The sequence below is a fragment of the Pseudomonas sp. CCI1.1 genome, from assembly GCF_034348165.1.
Classification (GTDB): Bacteria; Pseudomonadota; Gammaproteobacteria; order Pseudomonadales; family Pseudomonadaceae; genus Aquipseudomonas; species Aquipseudomonas paracarnis.
Map to the genome: position 1 here is coordinate 2,700,355 of NZ_CP133780.1, position 22,873 is coordinate 2,723,227.

The window sequence follows — 22,873 nt, forward strand, 5'->3', positions numbered from 1 at the left end:
TGGAATGCCCGGGTGTTCTTATGCTCGGAGTTACCATGACGCTGTCCAGCGGGCTGATCGCCGCCGTTGCCCTGGCCTATATGGCCACTATGTTTGCCATCGCCTTTTACGGTGACCGCCGCCATGCGCCGCTGCCACCGCGCGTGCGTGCCTGGGTGTATAGCCTGTCACTGGCGGTGTACTGCACCAGTTGGACCTTCTTCGGCGCCGTAGGCCAAGCCGCCGAACAACTGTGGGCATTCTTGCCGATCTACCTGGGACCTGTGCTGTTGCTGGTGCTGGCACCCTGGGTGTTGCAGAAAATGATCCTGATCAGCAAGCAGGAAAACATTACCTCCATCGCCGACTTTATCGCTGCCCGCTACGGCAAGTCCCAGTCCCTGGCGGTGGTGGTGGCACTTATTTGCCTGGTGGGCGTGCTGCCCTATATCGCGCTGCAGCTCAAAGGCATCGTACTGGGCGTGAACCTGCTGATCGGCGCCGGCCCCGACACCACCGGCACCCGCGCCCAGGACACGGCCTTGATCGTGTCGCTGGTGCTGGCGCTGTTTACCATCGTGTTCGGCACACGCAACCTCGACGCCACCGAACACCACCGCGGCATGGTGCTGGCGATTGCGTTTGAGTCGCTGGTCAAGCTGTTCGCTTTTCTCGCCGTCGGTGCGTTTGTCACCTACGGCTTGTACGACGGTTTCGGCGATCTGTTCAGCCAGGCCATGCTCGCCCCGCGCCTGGAGGAATACTGGAAAGAGACCATCAACTGGCCTTCGATGGTGGTACAGACCGGCGTCGCCATGATGGCGATCATCTGCCTGCCGCGACAATTTCATGTGACGGTGGTGGAGAACATCGACCCCCAGGATTTGCGCCTGGCCAAGTGGGTGTTCCCGGCTTATTTGATCCTCGCGGCACTGTTCGTGGTGCCCATCGCCTTGGGCGGCAAGATGCTGTTGCCCAGCTCGGTGCTGCCGGACTCCTATGTGATCAGCCTGCCAATGGCCGAGGCCCATCCTGCCCTCGCCGTGCTGGCATTCATTGGCGGTGCATCAGCGGCCACTGGCATGGTGATCGTGGCGAGCATTGCACTGTCGACGATGGTCTCCAACGATATGCTGCTGCCATGGCTGTTGCGCCGATCCAGCGCCGAGCGGCCATTCGAAGTCTTTCGCCACTGGATGCTGTCGGTTCGCCGGGTGAGCATTGTGATCATCCTGCTGCTGGCGTACGTGAGCTACCGCTTGCTGGGCTCCACTGCCAGCCTGGCGACCATCGGCCAGATCGCCTTTGCCGCTGTGACCCAACTGGCCCCGGCGATGCTCGGCGCACTCTATTGGAAGCAGGCCAACCGGCGTGGGGTGTTTGCCGGTTTGGCCGCCGGTACCTTCCTGTGGTTCTACACCTTGGTCTTGCCAGTGACGGCGAAAAGTCTGGGCTGGTCGCTCAGCCTTTTCCCCGGCCTGACCTGGATGCATTCCCACCCGTTCGGGCTGTCGGTCACGTCGCTGACCTTGGGCACCGTGTTCTCCCTGGCGGGGAATTTCACCCTCTTCGTGTGGGTGTCGATGCTGTCGCGCACACGGGTTTCCGAGCACTGGCAGGCAGGCCGTTTTATCGGCCAGGAAATCAACCAGCGTGCGAGTGCGCGCTCCATGCTGTCGGTGCAGATCAGCGACCTGCTCAGCCTCGCGGCGCGCTTCGTCGGGGAAGAACGGGCCCAGCAGAGCTTTATTCGCTTCGCCTACCGCCAAGGCAAAGGCTTCAACCCCAACCAGAATGCCGATAACGATTGGATCGCCCACACCGAACGCTTGCTGGCCGGCGTACTCGGGGCCTCCTCGACGCGGGCGGTGGTGAAAGCGGCAATCGAAGGGCGGGAAATGCAACTGGAGGACGTGGTCCGTATCGCCGACGAAGCCTCGGAAGTGCTGCAGTTCAACCGCGCCCTACTGCAAGGCGCCATCGAGAACATCACCCAGGGCATCAGCGTGGTGGACCAGTCGCTCAAGCTGGTGGCCTGGAACCGGCGTTACCTGGAACTGTTCAACTACCCGGACGGCTTGATCAGCGTCGGCCGGCCCATTGCAGACATCATTCGCTACAACGCCGAGCGCGGCCTGTGTGGCCCTGGCGAAGCGCAAGTGCACGTGGCGCGTCGCCTGCACTGGATGCGCCAGGGGCGTGCGCACACCTCCGAGCGCTTGTTCCCCAATGGCCGGGTGATCGAGTTGATCGGCAACCCGATGCCCGGCGGCGGGTTTGTCATGAGCTTCACCGACATCACCGCCTTCCGCGAAGCCGAACAAGCACTGACCGAAGCCAACGAGGGCCTGGAGCAGCGGGTGACCGAGCGCACCCATGAACTGTCGCAACTGAACGTGGCCCTCACCGACGCCAAGGGCGTGGCCGAATCCGCCAGCCAGTCGAAGACGCGGTTCCTGGCGGCCGTGAGCCATGACCTGATGCAACCGCTGAACGCTGCGCGGCTGTTTTCCGCCGCCCTCTCCCACCAGACCGATGGCCTGTCCAGTGAGGCACGGCAATTGGTGCAGCACCTGGACAGCTCGCTGCGCTCGGCTGAAGACTTGATCAGTGATTTGCTGGATATTTCGCGCCTGGAAAACGGCAAGATCAACCCACAACGCCAACCCTTTGTCCTCAACGAGCTGTTCGACACCCTGGGTGCAGAATTCAAGGCGCTGGCCCAGGATCAACACTTGCGCTTCCGCTGGCGCGGCAGCCGTTTGCGGGTCGACAGCGATATCAAACTTTTACGGCGAATTTTGCAGAACTTTCTGACCAATGCCTTCCGTTATGCCGACGGCCCAGTGCTGCTAGGCGTACGTCGCCGCAAGGGCGAACTCTGCCTGGAGGTCTGGGACCGCGGCCCTGGCATTGCGCCGGATAAACAAAAGGTGATCTTCGAAGAGTTCAAGCGCCTGGACAGCCACCAGACCCGTGCCGAAAAGGGCCTGGGCCTGGGCCTGGCGATTGCCGACGGTCTGTGCCGCGTGCTGGGCCATCGCCTGAGCGTGCGCTCCTGGCCGGGCAAAGGCAGCGTCTTCAGCGTGTGCGTGCCGCTGGCCCGCAACCAGGCCAGCGTGCAACCCAAGCCGCCCACAGAAACCGGCCTGCCCTTGAGTGGCGCACGGGTGCTATGCGTGGATAACGAAGACAGCATCCTGATCGGCATGCGCAGCCTGCTAACGCGCTGGGGCTGTGAAGTCTGGACGGCCGCCAACCAGGCCGAATGCGCGGCACTGCTAGCCGACGGTATCCGCCCGCAACTGGCGTTGGTGGACTACCACCTGGACCACGGCGAAACCGGTACCGAGTTGATGGGCTGGCTGCGTGCGCAACTGGCCGAGCCGATTCCCGGTGTGGTGATCAGTGCCGATGGGCGACCGGAGATGGTGGCCGAGGTGCACGGGGCGGGGTTGGATTACTTGGCCAAACCGGTGAAGCCGGCGGCGTTGCGGGCGCTGTTGAGCAGACATCTGCCCCTGTAACGGGGCTGTATTCGAGCTATTTGTGGGAGCAATTTAGACCCCTATTTATTATTCCGGGAGATGCGCCACGCCATCCGAATCGGTCATCGCCCGCTCCAGCAGATCCGCCGGCAAGCTCTTACTGGCGCGGGCGCCGAGCAACCTTAGTTGCTCGGTACGGCTGACCAGGTTCCCACGCCCATCCGTCAGCTTGTTGCGCGCCGCGCTGTAGGCCTTGTCCAACTGTTGTAGCCGGTTGCCCACTTCGTCCAGGTCCTGGATAAACAACACGAACTTGTCATACAGCCAGCCGGCACGCTCGGCAATTTCCCGCGCGTTCTGGCTCTGGCGCTCCTGCTTCCACAGGCTGTCGATCACGCGCAGGGTGGCGAGCAAGGTCGTGGGACTGACGATTACGATATGGCGGTCGAAGGCTTCCTGGAACAGGTTGGGCTCGGCCTGCAATGCCGCAGAAAAGGCAGCCTCGATCGGTACGAACAGCAGGACGAAATCCAGGCTGTGCAAACCCTCCAGGCGCTTGTAGTCCTTGCCGGCCAAGCCTTTGACATGATTACGCAGGGACAGCACGTGTTGCTTCAACGCGGCCTGGCCAATCACCTCGTCATCCGCCGCCACGTACTGTTGATAGGCGGTCAAGCTGACCTTGGAGTCGACCACCACCTGCTTGTCGCCCGGCAACATGATCAGCACATCGGGCTGGAAACGCTCGCCATCCGGGCCTTTGAGGCTGACCTGGGTCTGGTACTCACGGCCCTTCTCCAGGCCCGCGTGTTCCAGCACTCGTTCAAGAATCAGCTCCCCCCAGTTACCCTGGGTTTTCTGGCCCTTGAGAGCGCGGGTCAGGTTAGTGGCTTCGTCCGACAGACGCAGGTTCAATTGCTGTAGGCGCTCAAGCTCTTTGGCGAGGGAAAAGCGCTCACGGGCTTCGTTCTGATAGCTTTCTTCGACACGCTTCTCGAAGGACTGGATACGTTCCTTGAGCGGGTCCAGAAGTTGGCCCAGGCGGTCCTGACTGGTTTCGGCGAAGCGTTGCTCACGCTCGTCGAAGATCTTGCCGGCCAGCTCGGCAAATTGCGCACGCAGTTCGTCTCGTGAGCCTTGCAGGTCGGTGAGGCGTTGCTGATGACTCTCTTGCTGCTCACGCAATTCGGCGCTCAGGGCCGCGGCCAAGGCGTCGAGGCGACGCAGTTCGGTTTCCTTGGCGCTACGGTCGAGGTTCCAGGCGTGCGCGGCATCGCGGGCGTTATCGCGGTCGATCTGCAACAGCTCGACTTCACGGCGCAGCGCCGCCAGGTCGGCTTGTTTGGCGGCATTGGCCTGGCTGAGGTCACTGATCTCATCGCGACTGGCGTCCAGTTGCGCGGCGAGCCCTTCCTGGGCCAGTTGTGCGGTCGCCAGGCGCTCCTCCAGCAACTCCCAGCCGGTGGTGCGTGCGGTCAGGCGCCGCTGGAGTTGCCAGCACAGCGCCAGTAGCGGCACGGCTGCGCCCACAAGACCCAAGGCGATACTGGTCCAGTCAAACACCATAGCCATTTCTGCCATCACCGAAAAAGATCAAGGGTAACCAAGCCTAAGGCCGGAGGACAGCTCAGTCTTCGACCTGCCCCAGTTCGCGCTGGGCGCGACGGTCGCCGGCGCGAGCAGCCGAACGCAACAAATCGTGGCCGATGCGCCGGTCACGGGCATTTCCGCACTCGCGGCACATCAGTTGGCCAAGACGGCTCTGAGCGGCCACCACGCCTTCGCGGGCGGGCTGCTTGAGCAAGCGTCCGGCGAGATGCTTGATATTGTTGCTCTGCCCCAGGCGCGGGCTGTCGAGCAGCCACAAAGCAACCTTCAAGGAAAAACGCTTGGGCGCGGTAACAGTTTGGAGCGTGTCGGTAACAGAAGATGATACTGAGCGAAACTTCATAAAGCACTGTGGGGCAGAACGGAAGGCGCGCCACTCTACTCTTTTTTTCGTACAGGTAAAGCTGAAAAAACCGTGCACGCCCGTCCTAGAGCAAGCGCTCGGGACAATCCACAGAAGCTGTGGATAACTCAGTGGACAACCCCCCTTGAACAGGCGCAAAGCCCCATGGAACGGGGGCCGCGGTCAAACTGACGATTTTTTCACCAATAAAAAAAAGCGAGATTTTTCATTGACTTAAATTTTGATTACAGGCAAATGGGCGCACTTGCACACCCGTGGCAGCAGGGTTACACCTTTGACCACAAATGTGCACAAGTCCCGATCGGCTGGTTATATCGTCGGCGTTTTTTGATTCAACACCGGTTAAACATGTTACTAAGCGCGCAAACCCGAGGGCTTTTCAAATCTGCCTCGGCTCGCCACACTGCGCCACCGCCAATGCAAACCAGTAGGGCCGATGAAAGGAATTCTGTTATTCGCCGGGCTGCTGCTGGCCATCTGCGCGACCTCGCTTGGGATCAATGCCGCGCTCCCCTCGCCGGACGGCGCACTGTTTGCTATTGCTATCCTGCTATCGGCCGCCTTTACCGCCGTGATTCTGTGCATCGAACTCAGTGATGGCAGAATTAACGACATGGGCGATGTGATCCGCATGATCGAGACCGGCCAGTCCTTGCGGCTGACGCTCGCCGCCTACGGTCTGGGCTGTGCCTTGGCCGCATCCATGACCGTGCTGGTCTATTGCGAGTTACTCGGCGGCTGAACGAAGTTTTTTTGCAAGCGGCCTTCCCTTCCCTGTTTCAATCCGTTACTATCCGCGGCGTTAGTACCAAGCTGAAAGTCAATTCTGGTCGAACACGTCCCCTGAACCACATGGGATCGGCCACCTAGATGGTTTCCAGGTATTCCTTGCGACGACACTGCCTTTGAACAAGCAAAGGGTGGCGCGAAGTTCCAATACTCTGACCGAACCAACCTGCAAATTGATCAGGATCTCCACCCTGGGCCCAGAACCTTTGCCCTTGTTGTGTTGCCTGCCCTCCTAAGTACCTACCTGCCAGCCCAAGCGCGCCAAATTTAATTGCGCTTCAAACTGGCTGCTTTGTTCCAGTCGGGTTCTTCGTTTGATCAATGGTGATCAGCGTTACTGGAACGTTTTAACGTTGCACGGTTCTTATCCGTGTCATTTGTAGGAACACCAATAATATGAACGCTCAAATCCACACTCAGGATGCCATTCGCACCCTCACCAACGCTTTTGCCCCAATGAACTGCCTGATCATGGCCGCTCGCAAAGGCTGCTTCAGCTTCACCCTGGTCAACGAACACGGCATCGCTCGTCACAGCGAACGCCTGTACCCCGATCAATACTCCAGCGCAGAACCGCTGCAGGCCGTGATCGATCGTACCCGTCAGGCACTGACTGCCTGATCGACCCGCGTCGCTGAAACCTCAAAAACCCTGTTTGAATAACAGGGTTTTTTATTGGTGCGCCAGGCATGGCGCGTTGCGCGCAAGCGCAACCAGCTTGGCTGTGGTGGCCACGCTGGTGACTGGGAGGTGAAAGTCCTCTACACACCCGGCAAGGGGAAGTGTTAGCCAGAGGCAAGGGTGTCGCGGGTGACTGCGAATCTGAAGGAAGCCCGAGGCAAAATGCTGGCCTGACGAACAGGAAGCGGATAGAGGCGGCGCAGCGGGGTAAGAAGGCCAAAATCTTCAAAGCCCAATACTTGCACGGAACGCTGTGACGTAGATCCGACAGGCATAAGCAGGAAGGTCGCGCGAATTACCCTGGGAGATCTGCACGTTTGCCAGTGTGCTACCGAGCGTCGAGAGGCGATGGGATGAGCGTGCAGAAGTCAGCCGAAGCCGTAGTAAGTGGCGAATAACCGCGCCACCAAGGGCCGAACAGGTTATGCCGCCAGTAGGCGTCAGAGTCTCGTTGAATACCGAAATGCAGAAATTTCTCCAAGAGAAGACTGTGACTCCGAGTCCCGGACAGAATCCGAGGATGACGGCTGACAGCGCAAAGGTATCGACGGCATCTGTGACGTGGACGAACGCGGAGCCGGACACGCTGATGGCGCGGGTGCTTGCACCGGCCAACCTCAGACGTGCGTATCAGCGCGTGGTCAGCAACAAGGGCGCGCCGGGTGCCGATGGCATGACGGTCGACGACTTGGCGGACTACGTGAATCAGTATTGGCCGATCCTCCAGAGGAGGTTGCTGGCCGGCGAATACCACCCGCAAGGTGTACGCGCCGTCGACATCCCCAAACCCAAAGGCGGCACCCGACAACTGGGCATTCCCTGCGTCGTGGATCGCCTGATCCAACAGGCACTGCTGCAACAGCTCACGCCGATCTTCGACCCGCTGTTTTCGGATTACAGCTACGGCTTCCGTCCGGGCAGAAGCGCCCACCAAGCCATCGAGACAGCCCGCGCCCATGTGGCGGCAGGGCATCGCTGGTGCGTGGAACTCGATCTTGAGAAATTCTTTGACCGGGTCAACCACGATCTCCTGATGGCGTACGTGGCGCGCCAAATCGTAGATAAACGCGTGCTCAGACTGATCCGGCGGTACCTCCAAGCCGGTGAGATGTCGGGTGGGATCGCCAGCCGACGGCAGGAAGGGACGCCGCAAGGCGGCCCGCTCTCGCCGTTGCTGTCGAACATCCTGCTCAACGAACTCGACCGCGAGCTGGAACGGCGGGGTCATCGCTTCGTGCGTTATGCCGACGATGCGAACATCTATGTGCGCAGCCCTCGTGCTGGCGAACGAGTGATGGCCAGTGTTGAGCGCTTCCTGAATCAGCGCCTGAAACTAACGCTGAATCGGGATAAGAGCCGAGTAGCCGGGTCTTGGATGTGTGATTACTTGGGTTACGGGATGAGCTGGCATCAGCAACCGAGACTGAGAGTGGCGACGATGAGCCTGGGTCGCTTGCGCGACCGGCTCAGAGAGCTGCTACGTAAAGCGCGGGGCCACAAGGTGGCGACTGTCATCGAGCGGATAAACCCCGTGCTGCGCGGATGGGCGGGCTACTTCAAGCTGAGCCAGAGCAGACGGCCACTTGAGGAATTGGACGGCTGGGTGCGTCACAAGCTTCGCTGTATCGTCTGGCGTCAATGGAAGCGGCCCTCTACGAGGGCGCGCAACTTGATACGCTTGGGACTTAATGCGGCGCGGGCGTGGAAATCGGCAGTCAATGGCCGAGGCCCATGGTGGAACTCGGGAGCGCCCCATATGAATCAGGCGTTGCCGAAGAAGCTGTGGGACCGCCTCGGGCTGGTCTCGATACTGGATACGATAAACCGACTTAACCGTATAACCTGAACCGCCGTATACGGAACCGTACGTACGGTGGTGTGAGAGGACGGCGGATGTGAATCCGCCTCCTACTCGATCCTGGAATTTGGCCCTGAGTTCGCCGGGCTAAGTACAAATGGATATAAACGTTATAACCAGTTGCAGAAGATGTTTTAAAAACAGTCCTTTACATCGTGAATATGACACTACACTTCAACTCAAGCGGCGTGATCCGCTTACGACGGGCCTGAGATCCGATTCACCGCTGCCAAGCCCCCCTTCTCAGGCTCGTCCACTCTTTGCAAGGACTGAGGCTCGTATGGGTATTGCCGCCAGTGAATTGTGTCGTTATGTGATCAGGCCGACGCTGATGTACCTCGGCCGCCACAGCTCGACAGCCGAATCCCTGCTGCTGGGCATTGCCGCCAGCCAGTCAGAACTGGGCTCGGCGCTGCATGACCGCCGCGGCCACGGCCTCTACAGCATCACCGAACCACGCCACCGCGCGCTCTGGGATAACTACCTGGCGCTGGACCCGGAACGCGCCAGCCTGGTGCGCGGGCTGGCCAGCCAACATGCGTTCCTCAGCGCGCCTCAGTTGGAGTTGACCGTGAACCTGCGCTACGCCACGGCCATCGCCTGGTTGCTGGTGGAACAACAACGCCCCGCCCTTCCCGCACCCGGCGATGTGCTGGCCATGGCGCGTATCTGGAAAGAAATATTCCATCCACAAGGCCGCCTGCGAGATTTCACCCAAGCGTGGCAAACCTGTGTAAGCCCCATGAAACAGGCAGCTTGCTGACCGGGCAAATTGCAAGATTCGGCAAAAAACGGCAATTTTGGTCGGATTGTCCTACAAAACCGCTCTATCTCCTGCATTACAGCCTATAGCGCGATGTGAAATTTATTGATACTTTCCGCAGCGGTGATCACACGGAGTTCTAATAATGAAAAAAGTAATGCTCAAGACCACACTTAGCCTCGCCGTTGCCATGGCATCCTCCCAACTGTTCGCCAGCGGCTTTGCGCTCAACGAACAGAGCGTGAGCGGGATGGGTACCGGTTTCGCAGGTCGCTCTTCTTCTGCCGATGATGCGAGTACTGTGTTCGGTAACCCTGCCGGTATGGCACGTCTGGAAGGCCAACAGATCACCGGTGGCGTTGCAGCCATTGATGCCTCCACCGATATCAGCAATGTCAGCGGCCGCTCCGCTGGCAGCAACAAAGGCGATATGGTGCCTTTCACCGCCGTTCCTTTCGGTTTCTACACCAATAAACTTAACGACCAGTGGGCTGTCGGCTTCGGCGTCTATGCGCCGTTCGGCCTGGTGACCGACTACGAAAGCGGCTTCCAGGGCCGTGGCTTTGGCAGCAAGAGCGAAGTGAAAGTCATCACCTTGCAACCGACTGTCAGCTACGCCTTCAACGACCGCGTTTCCGTGGGTTTTGGCCCGACCATCAACCGCATCGCCGGCACCCTGGAATCGGACCTGACGCTGAACCCTCGCGCGCCAGACACCAATATCAAGATCAAGGGTGACGACACCGCGCTGGGCTTCAACATCGGCGTACTGGTCCAGGCCACCGATACCACCCGTGTCGGCCTGACCTACCACTCCAAGGTCAGCTACAAGCTGGACGGCCACACCGAAGTCACCGCACCGACCGCGACCTCGCCGTTCCTGCGCAGCAACCGCTATGACGCCTCGCTGAAAATCGACACACCTGAGTCCTACGACCTGTCCGTCACTCAAGACCTGACCGACGCGTGGAAACTCTATGCCGGTGCAACCTGGACACGCTGGAGCCGCCTCAAAGACATCACCGTCAAGAACGAAGGCGTCAGCGGCGCTACTGGCGGCGCGCTTGCCCCAGGCCTGGTCAGCACAATCAAGGAAGACCAGAACTGGCACGACACCTGGGCCTACGCCGTGGGTACTTCGTACCAGCTCACCAAGCAAGTGGTACTGCGTACCGGCCTGACATTCGACCAGTCGCCTACCAACAACACGGATCGCTCACCGCGCATCCCGACCGGCGACCGTACCATCTTCAGCCTGGGCCTGGGCTACCAGGTCATGGATAACATGACCATCGACCTGGCCTACTCCTACCTGAAGGAAGAGGACGTCAAGATTTCACGCTCCAACCAATTGGCCAGCTACAACGCCAAGTATGAAAACAGCGCCAACGGTTTCGGCTTGGGCATGACCTACAAGTTCTAACCGCAGTCGTATAAAAAAGCCCCGCTCCCCTGTGAAGGAGGCGGGCTTTTGTTTGGCTGGCGGTCAGGGTTTGGAAGCCAATGCCTGTTCCACCGCCTTGATCAGCTCCGGACTGTCCGGCTTGGTCAGGCTGGAAAAACTGGCCACAACATTGCCTTGGCGATCCACCACATACTTGTAGAAATTCCACTTCGGCGCCGCGTCGGCCTGCTGTGCAAGCACCTTGAACAGGTGCACCGCATCCGGCCCCTTGACCTTCTGCGGCTCGGTCATGGTGAAGGTCACGCCATAGTTCACGTAGCAGACCTTGGCGGTTTCCTCCCCGGTCTTGGCTTCCTGCTTGAAGTCATCGGACGGCACGCCGATCACTTCCAGGCCCTGGCCCTTGTAGCGCTGATATAACGCTTCCAGACCTTTGAACTGTGGGGCAAAGCCGCAGAAGCTCGCTGTGTTAACGATCACCAAGGGCTTGCCAGCGAATTGCTGGCACAGGTCGATGGATTCCTTGGCCCGCAGCTTGGGCAATTGGCCCGCAAGCAACGGTGGGCAACTGGCGGCCATCGCCACGCTGCCAATAGCCATCAGGACGGGTACAGCGAGCCAGCGCATCTGCATGTCAAAAGTCCTTGAGTCAGTTCAGACCCACAACTTAGCAGATCGCCATGCCCAGTTGCATCAATGCCAGGCCGCCCTGCTGCCAGCCCCACCAGGCCAGCAGCAATAACACCATCCCCACAGCCACCAGCATAAGACGCGCTGTCATGCTCATGCAGCCTCCATCTGCGCCTGAATACGTGCCACCGGCCGCTCACGCACCGGCCAATTCAGCGCGGCGGCGAGCAGGCTGAGTAAAATTGCCACCTGCCAGATCAAATCGTAGCTACCGGTTCGATCATAGACCACCCCGCCCAGCCACCCGCCGAGGAACGAGCCAAGCTGGTGGAACAGGAACACAATCCCGCCGAGCATCGAGAGGTTGCGCACCCCAAACAGGGTCGCGACGGTGCCATTGGTCAGCGGCACCGTGGACAGCCACAAGAATCCCATCGCCATGCCAAACAGATACGCCGTGACCTCGGTGACCGGCGCCCACAGGAACAACACAATCACTACCGCCCGTAACAGGTACAAGCCGGTGAGCAGACGCGGCTTGGACATGCGGCCACCGAGCCAACCCGCCGTGTAGGTGCCAAATACGTTGAACAGGCCAATCAAGGCCAGCACCGTGGTGCCCACCGTGGCCGGCAGGTGCTGGTCGACCAGGTACGCCGGCAAGTGCACACCGATGAACACTACTTGGAAACCGCACACAAAAAAGCCGAAGGACAGCAGCCAGAAGCCGGAGTGGGAGCAGGCCTCTTTCAGCGCTTCGCCCAGGGTTTGCTGGCCCACCGTGACCGCCAGCGGCCGGTCCTTGAGCATGGCGACCAGCGGCAGGATCAGCGCCACCATCAAGCCCAGCGCCAGCAAGGCGGCCGACCAGCCCAGCCAGCCAATCAGGCCCAGGGTGCCGGGCACCATGGCGAACTGGCCGAACGAGCCGGCGGCGCTGGCAATGCCCATGGCCATGCTGCGTTTTTCCGGCGCTACGGCGCGGCCAACCACGCCGAGAATCACCGAGAACGAGGTGCCGGACAGGCCAATACCAATCAGCAAGCCTGCGCTCAGGGACAACGACCACGCAGAGTCGGACATGCCCATCAGCACCAGGCCCACGGCGTACAACACCCCGCCGACAAACACCGCCTTGGTCGCGCCGAAACGGTCGGCCAAGGCCCCGGTAAATGGCTGCGCCAAGCCCCAGATCAGGTTCTGCAAGGCGATAGCAAAGGCAAAGGTTTCACGCCCCCAACCGAATTCGCTGCTCATCGGCGCCAGGAACAGGCCAAAGCCATGCCGTACGCCCAAGGACAACGCCAGGATCAGCGCACTGCCTAAAAGGACCCAACCACTGGTGCGCCACATCGAGGTCATTTCTTATTCTCCGTTCGCGGGTATATACCCGCTTGTAGTCGAACAAACCGCCGCTCAGGCAAGTTCATCCAGCAAGGCCAACAACATTTCGCGCTTTTCGGCGCCGAGCTTATCAATCAGTTTCTGTTGCGCTGCTTCCCACGCCGGCAACGCAGCGCCTAGCCGTTCATGGCCGGCGTCAGTCAACACCACCAGGCGGTTGCGCAAATCGTCGCCCTCCACCAACTGCACCAGTCCTTCGCCTTCCAGGACGCGCAGGTTGCGCCCCAGGGTGCTGCGATCCAAGCCCATGGCGTCCGCCAGGCTGGAAATGCTCGGCTGGTCGAGACGCTGCAGGTTGCACAACAGAGAATACTGGGCAACGTTGATCCCGAAGCCGTCGAGAGCGCCGTCGTAGTGCCTGCTGACGCCACGGGCGGCACGTCGCAGGTTGGTGCATAAACATTGGGAGGCAAGCATAGAGCGTGTATATACCCGGAGTTAACCAATTGCAAGAAAGCGTTACAACGCCAGCCCGACCAGTACCGCAACTTCAAGCAGCTCCAGCAGTGCGCCAGCGGTGTCGCCCGTGGTGCCGCCCAGACGCTTGACCATCAACTGGCGCAGCCACACGAAACACAGGACCGCCAGCAACACCGCGATGCCGCCGCTGAAACCACCGATCAGGATGCAGGCCAACCCGCTGAGGATCAGCACCTGTTGGCCGACAATTCGCGGCAGATGATCTGACAGTGCCTGGCCCAATCCGCCCGCCCGCACATAGCGCGTGGTGAGAAACAGCGCCAGCATCGAAGCACGTCCGATCAAAGGCGCCAGGATCAAGGCGGCGCCATTGTGTTGTTCGATCAACGCCACCAACGCGCTGAACTTGAGCAGCAGCACCAGCCCCAGGGTGACCACCGCAATCGGGCCGCTGCGCGGGTCTTTCATGATGCTGAGGGTGCGCTCCCGGTCGCCAAAACCGCCCAACCAGGCATCGGCGCTGTCGGCCAGCCCGTCCAGGTGCAGGCCACCGCTGAGCAGCACCCAGGCGGTGAGCAGCAACGCGGCGTGCAACAGCAACGGGGTACCCTGCAACACCTGGTTGAGGCCCCATAACAGCACGCCGAACAGCAACCCTACCAGCGGATAAAACAGCAACGAACGGCCCAGCTCTTGAGGCTGCGGCATACCCGGCAAGCGAATGGGCAGGCTGCTGAGAAATTGCAGGGCGATCCAGAACGGCAGCAGCATCAGCGCCCTTCCTTCAACACGCCATCGGCCGCAACCTGCAGGCCGAACAGGGCACCGTGGCCCACTTCGACATTCAGCAGTTGCTCACGGGGCAACCCTCGCGCCTGGGCCAGCAGCAGGCGCATTACACCGCCATGGCTGATCAACAGCACGCGCTGGCCAGCATAGGCCTGATGCAGCCGCCTGACAGCGCCAAGCACGCGCGCGGAAAACTGGATGACAGGCTCGCCTTCCGGCGGCGTGAATTCATAGGGGTTGGCCCAGAACAAGCCCAGCCCTTGGGCATCGGTGTCCATCAACGCGGCCGCACTCTGCCCTTCCCACGCGCCGAAGTGCAGCTCTTGCAGATCGGCCTCCAGAGTCACCGGCACATCGAGCTGTGCCCCCAACTCCTGGGCGAACAGAGCGCAGCGTTGCAGCGGTGAGCTGATCAGCCGATCCCACGGCCCCTGCCCCACCACTGCGTCGCGCATCTGCCGCCAGCCGTTGGCGGTCAGCGCATCGTCCAGGCTGCCACGCAGGCCTCCGCCCAGTTCGGTTTCGCCGTGACGCAGCAGGTCCAGGCGTAAGGTCATGCGGGGCGGTCCGCCACGGCGGCTTCGGCGAAGGTCGCCATCTGCCCGTGCAGCGCACACGCCAGGCGCAACAAAGGCACCGCCAACGCCGCGCCGCTGCCTTCGCCCAGGCGCAGGCCCAGTTCCAGCAACGGTTGCGCATCGAGGCTATGCAGCACATGGCGATGGCCCGGCTCGGCCCCCCGATGGCCGAACACCAACCATTCGCGGCACGCCGGGTTCAAGCGCACCGCCACCATCGCGGCCACGCTGCAGATGAACCCATCCACCAGCACCACGATGCCTTCCTGGGCGCAGGCCAGGTAGGCGCCAACCAAGGCAGCAATTTCAAAACCGCCGAGATTGAACAGGGTTTGCAACGCATCGCTGCGCTGACCGGCGTGCAACCCCAGGGCGCGCTCGATGACCGCGACCTTGTGGCTGACCCCTGCGGCATTCAAACCGGTGCCAGGGCCTGTGAGGTCAGTGACCTGGCAATCCAGCAATGCGCAGGCCAAGGCACTGGCGGCAGTGGTATTGCCGATGCCCATCTCACCGCCGATAAAGAGTTGCGCGCCGCTTTCCAGGGCACGGCGTGCGCTGTCTCGTCCAGCTTGCAAGGCCAACTGCCCTTGGGCTTGGGTCATCGCCGGGCCATGCACGAAATTAGCCGTGCCCGCACCGATATTCAGGTGACGAACGCCGGGCAAATCCAGGGACGGCGTGACCGTGCCGAGGTCAATCACCTCCAATTGCGCTTGCAGTTGCCGCGCCAACACGCTGATCGCCGCGCCACCGGTGACGAAGTTTTGCAGCATCTGCCCGGTGACCTCTTGGGGAAATGCCGACACGCCTTCAGCGACCACACCGTGATCGCCGGCAAAAATCGCGATCCACAGGTGATCTACCGTCGGTTTGACCTGGCCCTGCAAACCCGCCAGCCGCACCGCCAGGGCCTCCAACTGGCCGAGGGAACCGGCGGGCTTGGTCAACTGCTGCTGACGCGCCAGCGCCTGTTCGTGGGCCGTGGTATCCACCGCCTTGCAGGGGTTGAGCCACCAGGAATCGGTCATAACGCAGTACCTTTCAAAGTCAGGGGCAGGCCGGCAACCGTCAGCACAACGCGCTGACATTGCTCGGCCAAGGCTTGATGCAGCCAACCGGCTTCATCCACATAACGGCGAGTCAACTCGCCCAGCGGCACGACACCCAGACCGGTCTCGTTGCTGACAAAAATGATCTCCCCCGGCAGCGAGGCCAGGGTTTGCAACAGTTGATCACGCTCGGATGCAAGGCGAGCCGGGTCTTCGAGTATCAGAAGATTGGTGAGCCATAAGGTCAGGCAATCCACCAGCAGACAGCGATCAGTGGCGGCGTTTTCCTGTAGCACACGCGCCAGGTCGATGGGCTCTTCAACCAGGCCCCAATGATCGGGACGACGCTGGCGGTGCAGCGCGACGCGCTCGCTCATCTCACCGTCGAGCGGTTGGCTGGTGGCGATATAAATGACGGCAAGCCCGCTCTCTGCGGCAAGCTTTTCGGCCAGGCGGCTCTTACCCGAACGGGCACCGCCGAGGATCAATTGATACATGCAAAGGCCCCTGGCAAATGATGTGGCGAGGGAGCTTGCTCCCGTGACGGCCTGACAGCCGACGCTGATCCAGCTGACGCACCGCGACCCAAATGTGGGAGCTGGCTTGCCTGCGAAGACGGCCTGACAGTCAACACAGTTGGACCGTGTACATATCCATTTCTGCGGTAACGGCCACTTAGGGTTCCGCTTTTACAGCGGCTCACTTTTGAAAAGCGCAAAAGTAAGCAAAACGCTCTTGCCCCACCACTCGGCACCTCGCCCAGGCTCGGTGTGCCCGTAATCCGCCAGTGATTTGGGGGGCCGCCGCCACGCGCCATCCATGGCGCGGGGCGGCTAAACCGGCATCCCTGCCGGTTTACCCCCCAAATCACTGTCGAATTCCGGCCAGCGTGGTTTAACGGGGCGCCTAAGATCAAGATCAAAAGCAGATCAAGATCAAGGGCGACTCGCTTCGCATCGTGGTTACCGTTGAGCACTACAGCGTTGTGTAGATACACATGGCTATCGCAGGCAAGCCCGCTCCCACAGTTGGGTCGTGTGAGCACCGTCAGATCCCACATAGCTTGCGCAACAAATCGGTGTCCAAGTGGTGCTCCACCAAGTCCGCCAACCGCTCGATATCGCGCTCGCGCAAGCCGTGATAATCCACCTCTTGCACCTCCTGCAACCCGGCCCAACGCAGCAAGGCGCTGCACGCTGCCGGGGTCTCGAACAAGCCGTGCAGGTAGGTGCCTAGAACTTGCCCATCAGGGCTCTGCGCGCCATCGCTGCGGCCATCGTCCAGCAGGACCGCAGCGCTTGCCAAGGCAGCGCCGCAGGTCACCCCCGCATGGATTTCATAACCGCTGACGTCGGCATCTTCCAATACCAGACGCCCACGCACATTGCGCAGTTGTTTCTCTTGTTCCAGGGTGGTGCTGAACGCCAGCAACCCAAGGCCGGCACTGGAGCCCGCGAGCCCTTCCAGACCCAGCGGGTCATGGACCTGCTCGCCGAGCATCTGCAAGCCGCCGCAGATCCCCAGTACCTTGCCGCCATAACGCAGATGCCGCGCCACGGCGGTGTCCCAGCCATTGGCACGCAGATAGGCCAAGTCACTGCGCACGCTTTTCGAGCCCGGCAGGATGATCAGGTCAGCGGCAGGTATCGCCTGGCCCGGCCCGACGAACTGCAAGTCCACCTGGGGGTGCAAGCGCAGCGGGTCGAAGTCGGTATGGTTGCTGATGCGCGGCAGCACCGGCACCACCACCTTGAGCACCTGGGCGGCCTTGTCGATCTGGCGCTGGTCGATGCCGTCTTCCGCCTCCAGGTGCAGGTCCATCACGTAGGGCAGCACGCCGACGACCGGTTTGCCGGTGCGCGCTTCGAGCCAGTCCAGCCCTGGTTGCAGCAACGCGATATCGCCGCGAAAACGGTTGATGATGAAGCCCTTGACCCGCGCCTGTTCACTGGGCGACAGCAGCTCCAGGGTGCCAACCAGATGGGCAAACACGCCGCCGCGGTTGATGTCCGCGATCAACAGCACCGGGCAGTCCACCGCCTCGGCGAAGCCCATGTTGGCAATGTCATTGGCGCGCAGGTTGATCTCGGCCGGTGAGCCCGCGCCTTCGACCATCACCACCGGGTAGGCCTGGCTCAAACGCGCGTGGGAGGCCAGCACCGCTTGCATCGCAATGGCTTTGTAGTCGTGATAGGCCACGGCATTCATGCTGGTGACCGCACGGCCATGGATGATCACTTGGGAGCCGGTGTCGCTGTTGGGCTTGAGCAATACCGGGTTCATGTCGGTATGGGGCGCCAGGTTGGCAGCCTGGGCCTGCACCGCCTGGGCGCGGCCGATCTCGCCGCCTTCGGCGGTCACCGCGCTGTTGAGCGCCATGTTCTGCGGTTTGAACGGTGCCACCGCGACGCCTTGGCGTACCAGCCAGCGACACAGCGCAGTCACCAGGGTGCTTTTACCGGCGTCGGAGGTGGTGCCCTGCACCATCAACGTGGTCATGTGGCGTCCTTGTAGGCGGCCAGGGCTTCATCAAGGCGCAGCCAGTCGGCGTCGGTGTCGGGCAGGCCCAAGCGCACGCTGCTGTTGTGCACGAACAGGCGCAGCAGGATGCCGCGTTGGGCCATGAATTCGTACAGCCGTTCAGCGTGGGGGGTAATCAACCACTGGAACAATGCGCAGCCGCCGTGCGGTTGAAGCCCACGGCGCTCAAGCAACTCGAACAGATGCTGGCCGGCTGCGATGCAACGACTGCGCTGGCGCGCATGCCCGTCGGTGTCGCGCAGGCACACTTGGCCCAACACCCGCGTCGGCCCACTGACGGCCCAGGGCCCGACCTGTTCGGCCAACAGCTTGAGCAACTTGCGCTCGGCCAGCACAAAGCCCAGGCGCACGCCGGCCAAGCCGAAGAACTTGCCGAATGAGCGCAGTACGATCAAGCCGACCTGATCGGCATGGCTGGCCAGGCTCAAGTCCGGGGTCACGTCAATGAACGCCTCGTCCACCACCAGCCAGCCACCGCGCTGGGCCAACCGCGCATGCCAGTCCAGCAGGCGTTGCGGGCTCAGGCTCAAGCCCGTGGGGTTGTTGGGGTTGACCACGACCAGCACGTCGAGGCTGTCGAGAAAGAAGTCGACTTCCTGCTCCTGCACTTCGCGCACCACATAACCGGCGCGGCGCCAGGCTTCGGCGTGTTCGGCGTAACAGGGCGAAAGCACGCCGACCTTGCCGGAACGACGCAAGCGCGGCAGCAGTTGGATCGCGGCCTGAGAGCCCGGCACCGGCAGCAATGGGCCGGCGCCGTAGTACTCGCTGGCAGCCTTCTCCAAGCCGTCATCGGTTTCCGGCAAGCGCGCCCAGGCACGCAAGGGAATCTCGGGAATCGGCCACGGCCAGGGCGCCAGGCCGCTGGACAGGTCGAGCCAATCCGCTTCGGCAATGCCGTACTCAATCGCGGCCTTACGCAGCCGACCACCATGTTCAAGCATAGATTTGCGCCCCCACGCACAGGACCAGCAGCCACAGCCATACGCCGCGCTGCACCAGTTGCCAGCCGCGATCAATGGAATCGGCGTCGGCCGGCGGGCCTTCGCCCAATGGCGGGCGCTGATGCACCTCGCCGTGATAAATCGCCGCGCCGCCGAGCTCCACACCCAAGGCACCGGCCCCTGCCGCCATCACCGGGCCGGCGTTGGGGCTGTCCCAAGTCGGGCCCTGAGTGCGCCAGCATTTGAGCGCCAGGCGGGTTTTACCCAATAACGCGTAGGTTAAAGCCACCAAGCGCGCAGGAATATAGTTGAGCACATCATCGATCCTGGCGGCTGCCCAACCGAAGCGCTCAAAGCGCTCATTGCGATAGCCCCACATGGCGTCCAGGGTGTTGCTCAGACGATAGAGCACCACGCCCGGCACACCGGCCACCACAAACCAGAACAACGCGGCGAATACCGCATCGCTGCCGTTCTCCAGCACCGATTCGGTGGCTGCGCGGGCCACTTCAGTACGGTCCAGTTCACTGGTCTGACGGCTGACCAGGTAACTCACACCTGTACGCGCCTCGTCCAGGTCATCACGGCGCAGGGCCTGGGCCACTGGTATCACGTGCTCGCCCAGGCTGCGCATGCCCAGGGCGCAGTACAACGCCAGGATCTCCAGCAGCCAGCCGATATAAGGCGCCCACGACAACGCCGTGGCCAGCAGGGTCAGCGGCACCACCGCAATAAACCACGCGGTCACACCATGGCTGCGCCAGCCACGCCCGCCAGTATTGAAACGTTGCTCGATGCGCCCGGCGAAATTGCCGAACGCCACCAGCGGATGCCAGCGCCTGGGCTCACCGAGCAGCGCATCCAGCGCCACCGCAGCCACACACAGCAAGGCCACACTCATTGACTCACTCCCCACGTGTTTTCATACAGCATGTCACTCAGCGGTCGCGGATCGGCCCAGCCTTCAAGCTGCAACATCGGTGCCGGGTAAAACTCGGCCACCGGCCCCAGGCACAACACTGCAAGGGGTTTTGCGCCGGGTGGCAAACCCAGCAACTCGGCCAGGGCCTGGGGGTCGAACAGCGAAACCCAGCCCATGCCCAACCCTTCCACGCGCGCCGCCAGCCACAGGTTCTGGATGGCGCAGGAGAGCGAGGCCATGTCCATTTCCGGCAGGGTGCGGCGCCCGAAGATGTGGCGCTCGCGATCGTCCATCAAGGCGGCGACCAATACCTCGGCACAATCGTTGATGCCTTCGACCTTGAGCTTCATGAACGCATCGGAGCGCTCGCCCAATGCTTCGGCGGTGCGTACGCGCTCTTCTTCTACCAACTGTTGAATCTGGCTGCGCAACGAGCGATCGCTGATGCGGATAAAACGCCACGGCTGCATCAGGCCGACGCTGGGCGCCTGGTGCGCAGCGTGGAGCAGGCGCTGCAGCAGTTCAGGCGCGACGCTGCCACCGCGGAAGTGGCGCATGTCGCGGCGTTCGGCGATGGCGCGGTAGACGGCTTCGCGGTCGGCTTGGGGGAATGCGTTGTCAGTCATGGCCTCTTCGCGAGCAAGCCCGCTCCCACATTGGATTGGTTTGCAACTGGGTCAACTGTGGGAGCTGGCTTGCCTGCGATAGCGGTCTCAAGGTCGGGCGCAAACAACGCGGCCACCGCGCCAGGATTCGACGGAAAATAAAAGTGCACATAGGAGGCGGTCAAACGACCCTGTCGGTAAACCGCTTCGGCACCGCGCCCGCCGTTAGGGCTCAGGCCACGGGCAATCGGCGCCCATTCGGTACTAGTCAGGGAATGGTGATAGGTATGCCCACGCAAGGTCCCCTCCGGCAGCTCGACGCTTTGCAGCGCCAGGGCCGCGAGTTTCTTCTGCATCACCGCATCACCTTGCAACAAGCCAACCAGTTCGGCGCGCTCACCCTCCACATCGGTCAACGAGTCGAGCAGATAGAGCATGCCACCGCATTCGGCGAGCAGCGGTTTGCCAGCGGCGTGATGAGCACGAATGGCGTCCAGCATCGAGGTATTGGCCGACAATGCCTGGTGGTGCAGTTCCGGATACCCGCCGGGCAAATAGAGGCTGTCCGCTTCAGGCAATTGGCGATCATGGATCGGTGAGAAGAACTTCAGCTCCGCGCCCATTGCCCGCAACAGATCCAGGCTGGCGCCGTAAGTAAAAGCAAAGGCTTCGTCACGGGCCACGGCAATCCGCACACCGGCCAGCAAGGGTTCGGTTTCGATCACGTGCGGCGCGGCAAAGGTCACCGGCGGCGGCAGGGCCACTTCGCAACTGCTGCCCAACGCCTGGGCGGCGGCATCCAGGCGTATATCAAGGTCATTCAGTTCGCTGGCTTGCACCAGGCCCAGGTGGCGGCTGGGCAGTTCGATGCCGGTCTCGCGGGACAATGCACCGTACCAACGCAAGCCCTCAGTGAGGCTGCCTTCAAGCAATTGCGCATGGCGCAGGGTGCCGACGCGATTGGCCAGCACGCCGGCGAATGGCAGGTCGGGCTGATAGCGCGCCAGCCCCAGGGCCAGGGCGCCGAACGTCTGGGCCATAGCCGTGCCATCGATCACGCCCAGCACCGGTACACCGAAGTGCCGCGCCAAGTCAGCGCTGGAAGGCGTGCCGTCGAACAGGCCCATCACGCCTTCGATGAGGATCAGGTCGGCCTCCCCCGCTGCCTCCCAGAGCAGGCGGCGGCTTTCCTGCTCGCCCACCATCCACATGTCCAACTGGTACACCGGCGCGCCACTGGCACGCTCGTGGATCATCGGGTCGAGAAAGTCCGGCCCGCATTTGAACACGCGCACCTTGCGCCCCAGGTTGCGGTGCAAACGCGCCAACGCGGCGGTGACCGTGGTTTTGCCCTGGCCGGACGCCGGAGCGGCGATCAGTACGGCCGGGCAATGACGGGGCTGATTCAAAGTTCGACGCCTTTCTGTGCCTTGATACCGGCCTGGAACGCGTGCTTGAGCATGCCCATTTCGGTGACGGTGTCGCCCATTTCGATCAGCTCAGGCTTGGCGCCACGGCCGGTGACCACCACATGCTGCATGGGCGGGCGGGCTTGCAGGTCGCTGAGTACCTGGTCCAGGTCAAGGTAACCGTGCTTGAGGGCGATGTTCAGTTCATCCAGCACCACCAAGCCGATGGAAGGGTCATTCAACATGGCCCGGGACACTGCCCAAGCCGCTTCGGCAGCGGCGATATCGCGCTGGCGATCCTGGGTTTCCCAGGTGAAACCTTCGCCCATCACGTGAAAGCGCACCTGCTCGGGGAAGCGGCGAAAAAACAATTCTTCGCCGGTGCTGTTACGCCCCTTGATGAACTGCACCACACCGCACTGCATGCCATGGCCCATGGCCCGGGCCAACATGCCGAACGCCGAACTGCTCTTGCCTTTGCCGTTGCCAGTCAGCACCAGCAGCAGGCCGCACTCGTTGGGCGAATTGGCGATGCGCTCGTCAATCACGGCTTTTTTGCGCAGCATGCGCGCCAGGTGGCGTTCGTCGCGGTCGGGGGAATCAGTCATGGCAGCTCTCCGTTGGGGCTGGACAAAAACGGCGGG

21 protein-coding genes are annotated in these 22,873 nt (G+C 61.8%); 6 read left to right on the plus strand and 15 right to left on the minus strand.

Translation table 11 applies throughout. From position 1 onward, the window contains the following. Nucleotides 1–35: 35 nt before the first annotated feature. On the plus strand, nucleotides 36–3,506 hold the full coding sequence (locus tag RHM69_RS12010) for a PAS domain-containing hybrid sensor histidine kinase/response regulator (protein ID WP_019818415.1): 3,471 nt from the start codon (nucleotides 36–38) through the stop codon (nucleotides 3,504–3,506). Nucleotides 3,507–3,554: 48 nt separating this feature from the next. On the opposite strand, the gene rmuC is transcribed toward RHM69_RS12010, so the two are convergent. Next, entirely contained in the window at nucleotides 3,555–4,919 is a 1,365-nt protein-coding gene (gene rmuC, locus RHM69_RS12015; RefSeq protein WP_181004907.1) for a DNA recombination protein RmuC, read from the minus strand. A 175-nt stretch (nucleotides 4,920–5,094) separates the two neighbouring features. After that, nucleotides 5,095–5,418 (minus strand): sel1 repeat family protein, encoded by a 324-nt coding sequence (locus tag RHM69_RS12020; protein WP_200600318.1) that lies wholly within the window; start codon nucleotides 5,416–5,418, stop codon nucleotides 5,095–5,097. A 457-nt stretch (nucleotides 5,419–5,875) separates the two neighbouring features. On the opposite strand from RHM69_RS12020, the gene RHM69_RS12025 reads away from it, so the two are divergent. The 5 genes from RHM69_RS12025 (at nucleotide 5,876) to RHM69_RS12045 (ending at nucleotide 10,953) form a co-directional block, all read left to right on the plus strand. Further along, the gene (locus RHM69_RS12025; protein ID WP_014719378.1) at nucleotides 5,876–6,181 is read left to right on the plus strand and encodes a hypothetical protein; all 306 of its coding nucleotides are present in this window, start codon (nucleotides 5,876–5,878) and stop codon (nucleotides 6,179–6,181) included. A 443-nt stretch (nucleotides 6,182–6,624) separates the two neighbouring features. Beyond that, nucleotides 6,625–6,849, plus strand: a complete 225-nt coding sequence (locus tag RHM69_RS12030; RefSeq protein ID WP_003193022.1) for a hypothetical protein — start codon at nucleotides 6,625–6,627, stop codon at nucleotides 6,847–6,849. A gap of 484 nt (nucleotides 6,850–7,333) precedes the next feature. Then, complete coding sequence (ltrA, locus tag RHM69_RS12035) at nucleotides 7,334–8,755, plus strand: group II intron reverse transcriptase/maturase (RefSeq protein ID WP_011805433.1); 1,422 nt, start codon at nucleotides 7,334–7,336, stop codon at nucleotides 8,753–8,755. Between the two features lie 292 nt (nucleotides 8,756–9,047). Then, complete coding sequence (locus RHM69_RS12040) at nucleotides 9,048–9,530, plus strand: hypothetical protein (RefSeq protein WP_130175629.1); 483 nt, start codon at nucleotides 9,048–9,050, stop codon at nucleotides 9,528–9,530. A 145-nt stretch (nucleotides 9,531–9,675) separates the two neighbouring features. Beyond that, nucleotides 9,676–10,953 (plus strand): OmpP1/FadL family transporter, encoded by a 1,278-nt coding sequence (locus RHM69_RS12045; protein WP_003193026.1) that lies wholly within the window; start codon nucleotides 9,676–9,678, stop codon nucleotides 10,951–10,953. Nucleotides 10,954–11,016: 63 nt separating this feature from the next. Here RHM69_RS12045 and RHM69_RS12050 read toward each other — a convergent pair whose 3' ends face one another. From RHM69_RS12050 to cobO, 13 genes are all read right to left on the minus strand, one after another. Beyond that, complete coding sequence (locus RHM69_RS12050; protein ID WP_014719380.1) at nucleotides 11,017–11,568, minus strand: glutathione peroxidase; 552 nt, start codon at nucleotides 11,566–11,568, stop codon at nucleotides 11,017–11,019. A 150-nt stretch (nucleotides 11,569–11,718) separates the two neighbouring features. Then, nucleotides 11,719–12,927 carry an MFS transporter gene (locus tag RHM69_RS12055; protein ID WP_014719382.1) on the minus strand — a complete coding sequence of 403 codons (1,209 nt, stop codon included), beginning with the start codon at nucleotides 12,925–12,927 and terminating at the stop codon, nucleotides 11,719–11,721. Between the two features lie 54 nt (nucleotides 12,928–12,981). Then, nucleotides 12,982–13,386 carry a MarR family winged helix-turn-helix transcriptional regulator gene (locus RHM69_RS12060; RefSeq protein WP_014719383.1) on the minus strand — a complete coding sequence of 135 codons (405 nt, stop codon included), beginning with the start codon at nucleotides 13,384–13,386 and terminating at the stop codon, nucleotides 12,982–12,984. A gap of 42 nt (nucleotides 13,387–13,428) precedes the next feature. Further along, complete coding sequence (locus tag RHM69_RS12065) at nucleotides 13,429–14,157, minus strand: adenosylcobinamide-GDP ribazoletransferase (protein WP_032873566.1); 729 nt, start codon at nucleotides 14,155–14,157, stop codon at nucleotides 13,429–13,431. A gap of 2 nt (nucleotides 14,158–14,159) precedes the next feature. Further along, on the minus strand, nucleotides 14,160–14,735 hold the full coding sequence (cobC, locus tag RHM69_RS12070) for an alpha-ribazole phosphatase family protein (RefSeq protein WP_014719385.1): 576 nt from the start codon (nucleotides 14,733–14,735) through the stop codon (nucleotides 14,160–14,162). Beyond that, complete coding sequence (cobT, locus tag RHM69_RS12075) at nucleotides 14,732–15,787, minus strand: nicotinate-nucleotide--dimethylbenzimidazole phosphoribosyltransferase (protein WP_014719386.1); 1,056 nt, start codon at nucleotides 15,785–15,787, stop codon at nucleotides 14,732–14,734. The genes cobC and cobT overlap by 4 nt, the downstream gene beginning before the upstream one ends. Continuing rightward, nucleotides 15,784–16,305 (minus strand): bifunctional adenosylcobinamide kinase/adenosylcobinamide-phosphate guanylyltransferase, encoded by a 522-nt coding sequence (gene cobU, locus RHM69_RS12080; protein ID WP_014719387.1) that lies wholly within the window; start codon nucleotides 16,303–16,305, stop codon nucleotides 15,784–15,786. Before cobU ends, cobT begins: the two co-directional genes overlap by 4 nt. Before the next feature lie 550 nt (nucleotides 16,306–16,855). Continuing rightward, entirely contained in the window at nucleotides 16,856–18,307 is a 1,452-nt protein-coding gene (locus RHM69_RS12085) for a cobyric acid synthase (RefSeq protein ID WP_014719388.1), read from the minus strand. After that, nucleotides 18,304–19,293, minus strand: a complete 990-nt coding sequence (gene cobD / locus RHM69_RS12090) for a threonine-phosphate decarboxylase CobD (RefSeq protein WP_014719389.1) — start codon at nucleotides 19,291–19,293, stop codon at nucleotides 18,304–18,306. The genes RHM69_RS12085 and cobD overlap by 4 nt, the downstream gene beginning before the upstream one ends. Next, nucleotides 19,286–20,194: an adenosylcobinamide-phosphate synthase CbiB gene (gene cbiB, locus RHM69_RS12095; protein ID WP_038451075.1), complete on the minus strand. Its 909-nt coding sequence runs from the start codon at nucleotides 20,192–20,194 to the stop codon at nucleotides 19,286–19,288. The genes cobD and cbiB overlap by 8 nt, the downstream gene beginning before the upstream one ends. Then, nucleotides 20,191–20,841: a 5,6-dimethylbenzimidazole synthase gene (bluB, locus tag RHM69_RS12100; protein WP_014719391.1), complete on the minus strand. Its 651-nt coding sequence runs from the start codon at nucleotides 20,839–20,841 to the stop codon at nucleotides 20,191–20,193. Before bluB ends, cbiB begins: the two co-directional genes overlap by 4 nt. Continuing rightward, nucleotides 20,838–22,229: a cobyrinate a,c-diamide synthase gene (locus tag RHM69_RS12105; RefSeq protein WP_060767400.1), complete on the minus strand. Its 1,392-nt coding sequence runs from the start codon at nucleotides 22,227–22,229 to the stop codon at nucleotides 20,838–20,840. Before RHM69_RS12105 ends, bluB begins: the two co-directional genes overlap by 4 nt. After that, entirely contained in the window at nucleotides 22,226–22,837 is a 612-nt protein-coding gene (gene cobO / locus RHM69_RS12110) for a cob(I)yrinic acid a,c-diamide adenosyltransferase (RefSeq protein WP_005790169.1), read from the minus strand. Before cobO ends, RHM69_RS12105 begins: the two co-directional genes overlap by 4 nt. Nucleotides 22,838–22,873: the final 36 nt, after the last annotated feature.